The sequence below is a fragment of the Acinetobacter sp. ABJ_C1_1 genome, from assembly GCF_044684115.1.
Lineage (GTDB): Bacteria > Pseudomonadota > Gammaproteobacteria > Pseudomonadales > Moraxellaceae > Acinetobacter > Acinetobacter nosocomialis_A.
In genome coordinates this window covers 80,945-92,623 of sequence record NZ_JBITPU010000005.1, presented here as the reverse complement: position 1 = coordinate 92,623, position 11,679 = coordinate 80,945, and the positions used below count along the sequence as shown (strand labels likewise).

General features: G+C 39.8%; 15 protein-coding genes. 5 read left to right on the top strand and 10 right to left on the bottom strand.

The features are described from left to right. From lysM to ACG59Z_RS08630, 6 genes are all read right to left on the bottom strand, one after another. On the bottom strand, nt 1-474 hold the full coding sequence (lysM, locus tag ACG59Z_RS08655) for a peptidoglycan-binding protein LysM (protein ID WP_263613054.1): 474 nt from the start codon (nt 472-474) through the stop codon (nt 1-3). Between the two features lie 188 nt (nt 475-662). Beyond that, complete coding sequence (gene acpP / locus ACG59Z_RS08650) at nt 663-899, bottom strand: acyl carrier protein (protein ID WP_001279871.1); 237 nt, start codon at nt 897-899, stop codon at nt 663-665. 84 nt (nt 900-983) lie between these two features. Further along, complete coding sequence (fabG, locus tag ACG59Z_RS08645; protein ID WP_000191300.1) at nt 984-1,718, bottom strand: 3-oxoacyl-ACP reductase FabG; 735 nt, start codon at nt 1,716-1,718, stop codon at nt 984-986. After that, the gene (gene fabD / locus ACG59Z_RS08640) at nt 1,715-2,701 is read right to left on the bottom strand and encodes an ACP S-malonyltransferase (protein WP_311070148.1); all 987 of its coding nucleotides are present in this window, start codon (nt 2,699-2,701) and stop codon (nt 1,715-1,717) included. Before fabD ends, fabG begins: the two co-directional genes overlap by 4 nt. A 152-nt stretch (nt 2,702-2,853) precedes the next feature. Then, nucleotides 2,854-3,039, bottom strand: coding sequence for a 50S ribosomal protein L32 (gene rpmF / locus ACG59Z_RS08635; RefSeq protein ID WP_000290730.1), 186 nt, complete (start codon nt 3,037-3,039; stop codon nt 2,854-2,856). Between the two features lie 74 nt (nt 3,040-3,113). After that, nucleotides 3,114-3,674, bottom strand: coding sequence for a DUF177 domain-containing protein (locus ACG59Z_RS08630; RefSeq protein WP_002050389.1), 561 nt, complete (start codon nt 3,672-3,674; stop codon nt 3,114-3,116). Between the two features lie 96 nt (nt 3,675-3,770). Here ACG59Z_RS08630 and ACG59Z_RS08625 point away from each other — a divergent pair, with 96 nt between their 5' ends. The 5 genes from ACG59Z_RS08625 to rluB all read left to right on the top strand — a co-directional run bounded on the left by ACG59Z_RS08625 (nt 3,771) and on the right by rluB (nt 7,712). Continuing rightward, entirely contained in the window at nt 3,771-4,433 is a 663-nt protein-coding gene (locus ACG59Z_RS08625; protein ID WP_400198841.1) for an elongation factor P hydroxylase, read from the top strand. 89 nt (nt 4,434-4,522) lie between these two features. Beyond that, on the top strand, nt 4,523-5,140 hold the full coding sequence (locus ACG59Z_RS08620; protein ID WP_151761909.1) for an L-threonylcarbamoyladenylate synthase: 618 nt from the start codon (nt 4,523-4,525) through the stop codon (nt 5,138-5,140). Between the two features lie 225 nt (nt 5,141-5,365). Further along, nucleotides 5,366-6,157 carry a ScpA family protein gene (locus ACG59Z_RS08615; RefSeq protein ID WP_031944538.1) on the top strand — a complete coding sequence of 264 codons (792 nt, stop codon included), beginning with the start codon at nt 5,366-5,368 and terminating at the stop codon, nt 6,155-6,157. Continuing rightward, entirely contained in the window at nt 6,154-6,747 is a 594-nt protein-coding gene (gene scpB / locus ACG59Z_RS08610; protein WP_004703403.1) for an SMC-Scp complex subunit ScpB, read from the top strand. Before ACG59Z_RS08615 ends, scpB begins: the two co-directional genes overlap by 4 nt. A gap of 41 nt (nt 6,748-6,788) precedes the next feature. Beyond that, a complete protein-coding gene (gene rluB, locus ACG59Z_RS08605) occupies nt 6,789-7,712 on the top strand; it encodes a 23S rRNA pseudouridine(2605) synthase RluB (protein ID WP_263613051.1) in 924 nt (307 codons plus the stop codon). A 60-nt stretch (nt 7,713-7,772) separates the two neighbouring features. On the opposite strand, the gene bioD is transcribed toward rluB, so the two are convergent. From bioD to bioA, 4 genes are read right to left on the bottom strand one after another with little or no spacing between them, the layout of a single operon-like run. Further along, nucleotides 7,773-8,417, bottom strand: a complete 645-nt coding sequence (gene bioD, locus ACG59Z_RS08600) for a dethiobiotin synthase (protein ID WP_400198840.1) — start codon at nt 8,415-8,417, stop codon at nt 7,773-7,775. Beyond that, a complete protein-coding gene (gene bioC / locus ACG59Z_RS08595) occupies nt 8,418-9,167 on the bottom strand; it encodes a malonyl-ACP O-methyltransferase BioC (protein ID WP_400198839.1) in 750 nt (249 codons plus the stop codon). It abuts the gene before it with no gap. Next, nucleotides 9,164-10,321 carry an 8-amino-7-oxononanoate synthase gene (locus tag ACG59Z_RS08590; protein ID WP_400198838.1) on the bottom strand — a complete coding sequence of 386 codons (1,158 nt, stop codon included), beginning with the start codon at nt 10,319-10,321 and terminating at the stop codon, nt 9,164-9,166. The genes bioC and ACG59Z_RS08590 overlap by 4 nt, the downstream gene beginning before the upstream one ends. Nucleotide 10,322: 1 nt before the next feature. Further along, nucleotides 10,323-11,603, bottom strand: coding sequence for an adenosylmethionine--8-amino-7-oxononanoate transaminase (gene bioA / locus ACG59Z_RS08585; protein ID WP_400198837.1), 1,281 nt, complete (start codon nt 11,601-11,603; stop codon nt 10,323-10,325). Nucleotides 11,604-11,679: the final 76 nt, after the last annotated feature.

Here is an 11,679-nt window from a genome sequence, read left to right as displayed (position 1 = left end):
TTACTGTGGAATACGTAAAACTTGACCAGGGAAAATCTCATCTGGATCTTTCAACATTGGTTTATTTGCTTCAAAGATTTTCGGATACTGGTTTGCATCACCATAAAATTCTTTCGCAATTTTTGAAAGATTATCACCAGATTTTACTGTATAAAATTTGCTTTCCGGCTCTGGAGTCACAACAGTCATCTGGTCATCTACATGTGCAACATGATCGATGTTACCAACAATAAGAATAATCTTTTCTTTATCCGCTTGGCTTTGTACTTGACCATTAATAGTCGCAGTATCAGTTGAACCATTATATGTTACAGATAAGCCTTCCACCCCAAGGCCTAAACTTTTAATTAATCCTAATAATTTATTTGCCACTTCCTGTGCAGAAGGTTCTGCTGGAGTTGCTGGAGCTGGTTGTGGTTCTGCTGGTGCGGTATTTTTTTTACCAATACCTTTTACAAAATCAAAAAGACCCATTTTTAGTCCTCATCTTATTGTTTATAGTAAAGTCATTAAACTGACCCTTATTGTTATACTTGAAAAAAGAGGCACCTCTGCTATCAATTAAGGTTGATCTTGTAAAAATATGTATCTCTCTCAATGATTTTACTCAAATAAAAAAAGCCACCTTACGGTGGCCTTCTTTTTAATCAGCAATATGCGAATTAACCAAGTTTTTTAGTTACATAGTCAATTGCAGATTGAACTGTAGTGATTTCGTTTGAATCTTCATCAGGGATAGTGATGTCGAAGTCATTTTCGAAAGACATAACAAGTTCAACTAAATCTAAAGAGTCAGCACCCAAGTCATCCATGAAAGATGCTTCGTTTTTAATCTCTTCAGCTTTAAGACCAAGTTGTTCTGCAACCGCTTGTTTAACGCGTTGTTCGATATCGCTCACAGGAATTCTCCTCATTGCTTGTGGCGTTTGATTTGCCACTAGTTTAATTGAATATAAAAATTTTTAAAAGTTTATACATCGGCGTTAGGCCATGTATAAACCACCATTTACATGTAATACCGTACCGGTAATGTAACCTGCTTTATCACTTGCAAGGAAACTCACCGCATTTGCGATATCTTGTGGCTCACCTAAGCGATTTAAAGCCACTTGATCACTCATTTTTTTGCGAATGTCTTCACTAAGTGCATCTGTCATTTCTGTTGCAATAAAACCTGGTGCCACACTGTTTACAGTAATTTGGCGGCTACCCATCTCTTTTGCAAGGCTACGGCTAAATGCTTCAATACCTGCTTTAGCAGCAGAGTAGTTTGCTTGGCCTGGGTTTGCAAAATGAGCAACAACAGAACTGATATTAATAATTCGACCAAAACGTGCTTTCGTCATACCTTTAAGTACGCGTTTAGATAAACGATAAACGGCTTTAAGGTGGATATTGAGAATGTCATCCCAATCATCTTCAGACATACGAAGCAACAAATTGTCTTTCGTAATACCTGCATTGTTAACAAGAACAAGTACAGGACCATAGTTCTGTTCAATATGAGACACGACTGCTTCAATCTCATCGAGATTACGCACGTCGAGCGCCAAACCTGCACCTTGTTCACCAAAGCTATCAGTTAGCTTTTGTGCACCAGATTCAGAAGTCGCAGTACCTACGACAAAATAACCGTCTTGAATAAGTTGCTGGGCAATTGCAGCGCCAATGCCCCGACTCGCGCCCGTTACTAATGCAACTTTGCGTTCTTGTGTCATGCAATTTTTCCTTCTGCCACTAAAACAGCATTTAGGGCATCTTCCATTTTGCTCTTACTATCAATAGAAAAAGCTTTTTCAATATTTGGTAAACGCTTTGCGAGATTACTCAATACTGTACCTGGACCACACTCAACAATGTACTGAATACCTTGGTCTTGTAGAGACTGCATGGTACGAGTCCATTGTACAGACTGGTACAATTGTGCCGTTAAAGCCTGACGTAATTGAGCAACATCGGTAGCAATTCCCGCGTTGACATTTTGTATTACAGGAATGGTAGGTAGCTCAATGGCAGTTTGTTCCAAAGCTTCTGCAAATTTCTCTGCAGCAGGTTTCATCAATGAACAATGCGAAGGTACAGAAACTGGTAAAGCAATTGCCTTAGCAGATTGTTCTTTTGCCAATGCCATAACTTGCTGTACAGATGCAGTACTACCCGCAATTACAACCTGACCTTGTGAATTATAATTTGCAGCTTCAACTGAACCTTGACCCGATGCAGTCACGCTTTGGCACAATTCAACTACTTTATCATCGGCCAAACCAAGAATTGCAGCCATAGCACCTTCCCCTTGAGGAACAGCACTTTGCATGAGTTTTCCACGCAAATTAACTAATTTAACTGCATCTGCCAAACTCATTGAACCCGCTGCAACTAAAGCGCTGTATTCACCTAAAGAGTGCCCTGCAAGGTATTTAGGCGCTAAACCACCTAAATCTAACCATAGACGCCATAAAGCGATGCTAGCAGTTAATAATACAGGTTGGGTGTTTTCTGTTTGGTCTAAACCTTCACCACTTTGCGCAATGTGCCAAAGATCAAATCCTAGCGCGTCTGAAGCTTCAGCAAAAGTTTGCCCAACTCCACTAAACTGTTCTGCGAGTTCAGCGAGCATACCAACTTTTTGTGAACCTTGACCCGGAAACACAAATGCAGTTTTTGTGGCTAAAGCTACTTGTTCAAGACGTTTAGCAGACATAAGAAATCCTTTTTGGGTTTTCACTCATTTCTCTGGAGCGGAAATTTAACATTTAATTTGTATATTTATAATTGCGAAAAACAACAAAAAAAGGGAGCTTTCGCTCCCATTTTTTCTATACTTAAGCATCACGCTTAATGCATATCATGCAATTATTCAGCATCAGCTGCTTTAGCGAATAATTGGCGACCACGGTAGAAACCGTCTTTAGTCACGTGGTGACGACGATGAGTTTCACCAGTTGCTTGGTCTACTGTTAATGCATTCTCGGTTAAAGCGTCATGTGAACGGCGCATGTCACGGCGAGAGCGACTTTTACGGTTTTGCTGAACGGCCATGATGGCTCCTTACAAAGATCGAAAAAATGGATCAGAACAAATTCAGTTGTCTTATCTCATAATCATAACACAAATTATGAGTTAAGTTTACCCTTCAAACCTGCCAAAACATCAAACGGGTTATCCCGTTTCTCTTCGACAACGTTCTGAATGGTAGGTTGATGTTTATGTTCACAAGCATCATGCTTGGGAGATAAAGGCATCAACAATAACAGTTCATCTTCTAGTAATGCGAGCAAGTTAATCGAAGCAGGTGTATCAAAATCACCTTTTGTCGAAGACTCACTTTCACCTAAAACGATGAAATCAGCATCCTCATCCAAGCGCTCTATCAGTGACTCATCATCTACAAGTGCAATATGAAAGTCAGAAACAATTGGCATTTCGACAGGTTCCAAACAACGTTGGCACTCCATCGGAACTTTTGTTTCCATATGACCATCTAACCACACAATGCGATGATAGGCATCCATTGATAGCTTACAGTCTATGTTGATCAATTGGTTATCAATTGACCCAACAGCTTCACGAGCAATACGAGCAAGACGAGACAATGGCAGTTGACCTGACCATGTAAAGCCTTGTTCAGCCCATTTAAACGGCTCAATCTGTGCCGGAAAGGTATTTGCTGACATAATTAAGGCGGCAATTCTACAAATTCATCGGTACTCTGTCAAAGATTAAGATACAATTTTGTACTTCTTTAGACAGAACTCGGGGTAAATTAAGCAATGCACCTGTTGCAGCCGCAACCTGAAGTTAACACTTCATTACTCGTTTGCACCCATTCAACTCACCAAAACACTCTTTTACCTGACATGGTGCAACTCTCACCATGGCCAAGCTCAAAATTAGAGTCTGAGCAAGTTGATTGGCTTATTTTACACTTTAATCACTGGTTTTCCCACCATAATGTGACATTAGTTCGTGGAGAATTTGAACCAGAATATTTCCCAGCAAATGAACATGAGCCAGCTAAAATTCAATTTGCCCATGGTTTTTTTAATAGTGCTTTGCATGAAATTAGCCATTGGACAATTGCAGGTGCAAAAAGACGCCTACTACCCGATTTAGGTTATTGGTATGCGCCAGATGGCCGAACTAAAGAACAGCAGGATTTATTTGAACAAGTAGAAGTCAAACCTCAAGCCATAGAATGGCTATTTGCCCAGTCTTTTGGCCGAAAATTTAGAGTATCTCTAGATAACCTGACAGGTGATGGCGGAGATGGCAAAAAGTTTAAAGATAATGTTTATGCCCAAGTCCAACGTTACTTTTCTGGTGAAGCTAAACTACCTGTTGATGCAGCAAGATTCATTGAATGTATTTGCCAATGTACGCGAGCAGGCGCAGCGTTACAATTAAATGAATTTAAACGTGAACTCCTTGATTAAATGACAAAAAAACTACGTAAGTGACTTGCTTCCCAAGTTTGAAAAGTCTAATACTATTTTTAATACTGGCGTGATGGAGTCTCTAAAATATGCTGCATTTACATGTACATCCTGAAAATCCACAGCAACGCCTCATTGACCAAGCGGTTGAGCGTATTCGTGCAGGAGATGTTGTGGTCTACCCTACCGATGCTGCCTATGCAATCGGATGCCAGATTGGTAATAAAAATGCGATGGAACGTATTGCCCAAATTCGTGATTTAGGTCCTAAACATCAATATGCAATTATGTGTTGCGATTTATCAGATATTGCCACTTATGCAAAAGTTGATAATGCGACTTATAGATTATTAAAGGCAAATACACCTGCCATTACGACTTTCATTTTACCTGCAACCAGCGAAGTTCCACGCAGGTTAATGCACCCTAAAAAGAAAACGATTGGTTTACGTATTCCGAGTAATCCGATTTGTCAGGCTTTATTAAAAGAACTTGGTGAACCTTTACTGACAAGTACATTGATTTTACCAGGGCAAGAAGACCCACTTGATGATCCTTATGATATTGAAAATCAGTTGGCTAAACGTATTGATGTCTTTATCGATGGTGGGTTCGGTACTTTAACAACCACCAGTATTGTTGATTTATCGGGTGAACATCCAGAAATTATCCGTCATGGCGCTGGAGATGTAAGTGCTTTCGAATAAGCACTTATTCTCCTTTTTACCAACAGTTAAAAAAAAAGTATTATCAAGAAAAAAAATACTCTTTATTTAGTTTGGATTTTTTTTACACTTTAGTCGTTAAGCAATTTATTAAAAGTCACAATTCCTTTAGAATGTTTTGCACTATCTGCTGTTCTTCTGCTACAGCTCTTATTGACTTGAAAACAAGTCTCATGCTTTTGAAAATTCGCGTGGCTTATAATCGTAATGAACCAATCACTTCATCAATCCATGGAAGACGTTCCACACATCCGTGTTTTAGATGAGTGGCACGACACGATTCCTGAAGATCTTTATATTCCTCCGGCTGCCTTTGAGATTTTACTCGAACAGTTTGAAGGACCACTCGACTTTTTAATTTATCTGATTCAGAAAAACGGTTTTGATTTAGTTCAGCTCGATATCGCCCCTATTGCTACTCAATATTTAGCTTATATGGATAGCATGAAATCCTTAAATATTGAGCTGACTGCCGACTATATGGTGATGGCTGCTTTATTGGCTGATTTGAAATCTCGCTTACTTTTACCTAAGCCAACTGTTATTAGTATTGAAAAAGATCCTAAGCAGGATCTTATTGATCGACTTGAGACTTATTTACGTATTAAGCAAGCTGCTGAGCGTTTGGGTCAAATGCCAGTTCTTGACCGTGATACATTTAGTGCCAATGTAAGCTTAGGCCATATTGCACCTGTCTATGAAGGTTATGATGTTTCTGCATTACACGATGCTTTGTTTTGCGTATTTAACCGTCCAGAACCTGTAACGCACACAATTGCACAAGAGCCTGTACTGCTAGAAGAACGTATTGCTTATATTGAAGAGAAATTAGAGTCAGGCGACGTGTTAAGTTTTAAAGAATTACTGAATCCCCAACAAGGCCGTATGGGAATGGTTGTAACTTTTATGGCTGTTTTAGAATTGACCCGACAACAAAAGATTAAAATTATTGCGACAGGTGTTGAAGCTCCATTGGCTATTCAAGGGTCTGCGGCATGAGTTTTGAACAAAATAATACTGATTTGTCATTAGCTGACATTCATCACGAAGTTTTATTACAACTTGAAGCGATTATTTTTGCCAGTGAAGCACCTGTTTCAATTGCTCGTTTAAAAGAAGCTTTTAATAATCAATATAACAAACAACAGCTTCGTCAGCTTTTACAACAGCTTGCCCTCTTACAACATGGCCGCTCTATTGAGTTGATTGAAACCGCGCAAGGCTTCCGTTTTCAGGTAAGATCCAAATATCGCAATATTATTGCGCAGATTTGGCCAGAGCGACCAACAAAACTGTCGCCATCTTTACTAGAAACGTTGGCTGTCATTGCGTATCATCAACCAGTCACGCGTGCTGATATTGAACAAATTCGTGGTGTATCTAATAATAGTCAGATTCTCAGAACACTATTTGACTGGAACTGGATTAAAGAAGCTGGTTTTAGAGATTTACCCGGAAGACCTGCGTTGCTAATTACAACGCCTCAATTTCTGAATGCTTTTGGTCTAGCCTCTTTAGGCCAATTGCCTCCCCTACAGAACGCCAAGGAAGCATTTATGGCTCTCGATGCGAATGCACCGAAATCATAAAGAGGTGGACTGTTGATCATTATGTCTAAGGTTGTGCTGTCATGAGTGAAAAATTGCAAAAAGTATTAGCGCGAATCGGATTAGGTTCCCGTCGATATATGGAAGAGGTTATTGCCGCAGGACGCGTGAGTGTAAACGGCAGCGTTGCCCAAGTGGGTGAGCGCATTGAACCAGGCGATGAATTACGCATTGATGGCCGTAAAGTTCAGTTCCAAATCGAGGACGAAATTCGTCGTCGTGTACTGATTTATTATAAACCTGAGGGTGAGATCTGTTCACGTAATGACCCAGAAAAACGCCCAACCGTATTTGATCATTTGCCACAAATTGCAAATGACCGTTGGGTAATGGTAGGTCGTCTGGATATTAACAGTACAGGTTTATTACTATTCACAAATGATGGTGAGCTTGCTAACCGCTTAATGCACCCATCTAATGAAATTGAACGTGAATACGCTGTACGTGTAATGGGTGAAGTAACCCCACAATTACGTCAAAACATGGTCAATGGTGTAGAGCTTGAAGATGGTCCAGCCAAGTTCGAATCTTTCTCTGAAATTGGTGGTGAAGGTATTAACCGCTGGTATCAAGTTGTAGTGAAAGAAGGCCGTAACCGTGAGGTTCGCCGTATTTTCGAATCACAAGGTCTTAAAGTAAGCCGCTTATTACGTACTCGTTACGGTACTGTTATTTTACCACGTGAGTTACGTACGGGTCGTTGGATGGAGTTAGACAAAACTGACATCGACAACTTGGCAAAATCTGTTGAATTAAAGCCACGTCAAGGTACAGGTTTATTTGGTATGGCAAAACGTCGTACTGACCGTATGACTGAAAAGCCAATGGCAGCACGTCGTGGTGGTTATTTACGTCAACAACGTCGTGATGATGAAAAAGAAGCGCCAGCTAACACAGGCAATCAGCGCAAATCGACGGGTTTTAACCGTGGATTTAAAAAGTTCTAAGTAAAACTTTTAAATAAAAAACCGCTCATGTTAGAGCGGTTTTTTATTGCTGGTTTGCACTTAATTCATTTTTGCTAATTCAATCCACTCAGCCTCAGGGAAATGAATGGCTAAATAGTCCTTCAAATAATTTGAAGTATCTTGCGAAATTAATGGATCTTTTGATTCATCTTTTAAGTTATAAACCAAAGCTTTTAATTTCAAACCGCGTGACTTAAGTGCTTCAAGACTAAGCAAAGTATGATTAATACTTCCTAGACGACCAGAAGTCACTAAAATAACGGGAAACTGATGCTGAGCCACATAGTCAATGGTGAGTAGACTGCTGGTTAAGGGCACCATTAAGCCCCCTGCACCTTCTAACAATACAATTTCAAAACGCTCAGCCAATGTTTGAGTCGCATTTTCAATTTTTTGAAAATCAATTTCCCTATTATCTAAGCGTGTTGCCAAATGAGGTGAAGCAGGATAACTAAAGATTTCAGGCATAGTCAGCTTATCGTGATCTTCCTGAAACCAACCTTGCCCCATAATTTCACGATGCTTCTGGATATCCTCTGAGATATCAGCATTACCTGTTTGAATGAGTTTTTGGGTAATTACTTTTTTACCCTGCTCAGTCCATAATTTTGCTAAAAAACCTGTCGCGTAGGTTTTACCAATTTCGGTATCAATCCCACTCACAAAATAGATCTGACCACTCATTTATTTCATTCTCCGGGCAATACAATAAATCGGATGATATGTTAAGGCATATCCCTCAGCATGCTTAAACCGCTCATAATCTTGATAAAACTGCTGTAAACTTTGCTTAGTCCAACGATGCTGAGCTGTAGCAGTTACACCTGTTGCTTTCAAATGTTGTAATACCGCTTTAGGTGAATCGAAATAAAGCTGCGTTTCTGACTCTGCCAAATGCAAAATCTCAAAACCAGTCTGAGTTAAGGCATTGGTCCAATTTCCAAGCGACCAGTAACTTAGGCCTTGTCCAGTTAGCTCTTTAATTTCAATTAAGTTCTTAGCTCCAAATGTTGAAAAGCATAACCAACCGCTGTCAGTTAAAGCTTCATTACAACGCTTAAGCAAACGCGGTAAATCTTGCATCCATTGCAAAGCAGAACCTGAAACAATCATATCGAGCTGTTGAGGGAGTTCTAACGTTTCAACATCTCCAACTAACCATTTCAAATGTTCTTGATGATTAAAATGCTGCTGCACCTCTGCATACAGATCATTCAAAATTAATTCTTCAATTTGAAAAGATTCAACAAGCAGACGAGTTAAATTGCCAGAACCACAACCAATTTCAAAGACACGTGACATCGTACTTGGGCAAAACTGCTTTAGTAAGCCCGTTAAATTTTGGCAAATTTGTTTTTGAACAACCGCATGCTCTGAATAGCTTTGCCCCGCTTTAGCAAAACGCTCGGCAACTAAGTTTTTATTCAGACTCACAGAAAACTCACCAGTGCTTCAAGCTCGTGTTGTTCAACCATTGACGTTAAAGAAATACGCAAACGTGCACTATTTTTAGGTACTGTTGGTGGGCGTACAGGCATGGCATAAAAGCCGCTTTCTTGAACGTGTTTTGCCTTATCGATCGCAGCCTGACTCTCTCCCACAATAATTGGAACAATATGACTCGTCGACGGACTTACATAACCCTTTTGTACAACAGCTTGTTGAAGATATTGGCTAATATTTTTTAAGTGTTCACGCTGAGGTTGAGCAACTAATACTTTTTGGAATATAAAGTTTACCCAAGCTACAATAATAGGGGGTTGAGAGGTCGTAAAAATAAGCGGACGCATTTTATTAATAAGATAGTCTTTAATAATTGGATCGCAAATAATGTAACCACCGACTGCTGCCAATGCTTTACCGAAGGTACCAACTAGAAAATCAATTTCCTGAATGACATTATATTGTTCAGCACATCCCAAACCTTGCTGACCACGTACACCAATTGAGTGTGCCTCATCGACATAAAGCATGGTTTTAGCAAAACGTTTTTTAAGCTGGACTAATGCAGCTAAGTCCGTTTCATCACCATCCATACTAAAAATACTTTCTGTGACCACAATGATTCGTTCAATCTTGTCATCATCATGATACTTTTGCAGAAGTTGTTCTAAGTGCTGTAAATCGTTATGACGATAACGTACATACTGCGCACCAGATAAACGGATCCCATCAATCATGCTCGCATGGACTAATTTATCTGCCAAAATTAAAGTTTTGTTATCAGAAACAGCTGGCAAAATACCAATATTCATGTGATAGCCACTATTAAATAACAGCGCCGACCGACCACCAAATGCTTTGCTTAGGCTATTTTCCAACTGTTCATATTCATCAAAGTTACCCGTCAATAAACGGGCCGATGAAGAACTAAAATAGCTGCGCTCTAAAGGTAAGCTATCTAAAAACTCTTGGCGAAGATTAAGATCAGCCGCAAGTCCAAGATAGTCATTTGAAGCTAAGTTGAGCATTGTTTTATTTTGAATAGTAATAAAACGACCATGCTGCACATTTTGAGTAAATTGTCTGAAATTACCCTGTTGTTTTAACTCATCTAACTCTGTAGCAAAATGATCAAGCAATGACATCTTAATGCGCTCCCTGCAATGTTTTAACAACGTCAACCAATTGTTCAAGCAAATCACTTAGCTCTTGTTGAGCAATGACATAAGGTGGCATCACATAAACCAGTTTGCCAAAAGGGCGAATCCAGATTCCACGGTCTACAAATTGTTGCTGTAAAGTTTTCATATCAACATTAAAGGTGAGTTCTACTACACCAATTGCACCCAGCACTCGTACATCAGCAACATAATCAAGCTGATTTAAAGGCACTAAATGTTGGCTAAGCTGTTGCTCAATTCGCTTAATATTGGCTTGCCAATCTTGCTCAATTAATAATTGCGTACTTTTCAAGGCAACGGCACAAGCAAGTGGATTGGCCATAAAGGTTGGGCCGTGCATAAATACTCCAGCCTCACCGCGACTAATGGTTTCTGCGACATGCTTTGTTGTTAAGGTCGCAGATAACGTCATATAGCCGCCTGTTAACCCTTTACCTAGGCACATAATATCCGGTTCGACTTGAGCATGTTCCCACGCAAAAAGCTTACCCGTACGACCAAAGCCAGTCGCGATTTCATCAAAAATTAATAACAGATGATATTTCTCACAAAGCGCCTTAGCCTGACGTAAATATTCAGGATGATAAAAACGCATGCCCCCTGCACCTTGAACAATTGGTTCAATAATGAGTGCGGCAAGTTTTTCATGATTTTGCTGAATCGCTTGTTCTAACTCGGCAATATCTTGAGGATTCCATTCTTCGTGGAATTTGGTTTGTGGTGCCGCTACAAAAAGACGGTTTGGTAAGCTGGTACCAAAAATTTGATGCATACCTGTAACCGGATCACAGACAGACATCGCATTCCATGTATCACCGTGGTAACCAGAACGCGTTGTAATAAAATTTGTTTTTTGTGGTTGGCCCTGTGCTGTCCAGAATTGCACAGCCATTTTCAGAGCAACTTCAACAGCAACTGATCCTGAGTCTGCATAGAAAATTTTATCGAGACTTGGCGGTGTAATTTTTAAAAGAATTTTTCCAAGCTCAATCGCAGGATCATGAGTTAACCCGCCAAACATGATATGTGACATGTTCTGTAATTGATCGGTCACTGCCTGATTAAGTTCAGGGTGGTTATAGCCATGAATTGCACACCACCAAGAGGACATACCATCAATTAAAGTTCTACCATCATCGAGTTCAATCGTCGCACCATAAGCACGCTTAACTTTAAATGTGGGTAACGGTTGGGTCATTGAAGTATATGGATGCCAAATATGTTCCAAATCAAAATTATCGGTCATCCTCTATACCCTTTTACAGCAATCAAATCTTTCATTGAATACATGTTAAACCTGTTAAGAATGAAAGAAAATTGCG

Excerpts from the sequence above, each read along its gene's own strand:
- lysM (WP_263613054.1), bottom strand. The coding sequence starts at position 474 with ATGGGTCTTTTTGATTTTGTAAAAGGTATTGGTAAAAAAAATACCGCA.
- fabG (WP_000191300.1), bottom strand. The coding sequence starts at position 1,718 with ATGACACAAGAACGCAAAGTTGCATTAGTAACGGGCGCGAGTCGGGGC.
- fabD (WP_311070148.1), bottom strand. The coding sequence starts at position 2,701 with ATGTCTGCTAAACGTCTTGAACAAGTAGCTTTAGCCACAAAAACTGCA.
- rpmF (WP_000290730.1), bottom strand. The coding sequence starts at position 3,039 with ATGGCCGTTCAGCAAAACCGTAAAAGTCGCTCTCGCCGTGACATGCGC.
- ACG59Z_RS08630 (WP_002050389.1), bottom strand. The coding sequence starts at position 3,674 with ATGTCAGCAAATACCTTTCCGGCACAGATTGAGCCGTTTAAATGGGCT.
- ACG59Z_RS08625 (WP_400198841.1), top strand. The coding sequence starts at position 3,771 with ATGCACCTGTTGCAGCCGCAACCTGAAGTTAACACTTCATTACTCGTT.
- ACG59Z_RS08620 (WP_151761909.1), top strand. The coding sequence starts at position 4,523 with ATGCTGCATTTACATGTACATCCTGAAAATCCACAGCAACGCCTCATT.
- ACG59Z_RS08615 (WP_031944538.1), top strand. The coding sequence starts at position 5,366 with ATGAACCAATCACTTCATCAATCCATGGAAGACGTTCCACACATCCGT.
- scpB (WP_004703403.1), top strand. The coding sequence starts at position 6,154 with ATGAGTTTTGAACAAAATAATACTGATTTGTCATTAGCTGACATTCAT.
- rluB (WP_263613051.1), top strand. The coding sequence starts at position 6,789 with ATGAGTGAAAAATTGCAAAAAGTATTAGCGCGAATCGGATTAGGTTCC.
- bioD (WP_400198840.1), bottom strand. The coding sequence starts at position 8,417 with ATGAGTGGTCAGATCTATTTTGTGAGTGGGATTGATACCGAAATTGGT.
- ACG59Z_RS08590 (WP_400198838.1), bottom strand. The coding sequence starts at position 10,321 with ATGTCATTGCTTGATCATTTTGCTACAGAGTTAGATGAGTTAAAACAA.
- bioA (WP_400198837.1), bottom strand. The coding sequence starts at position 11,603 with ATGACCGATAATTTTGATTTGGAACATATTTGGCATCCATATACTTCA.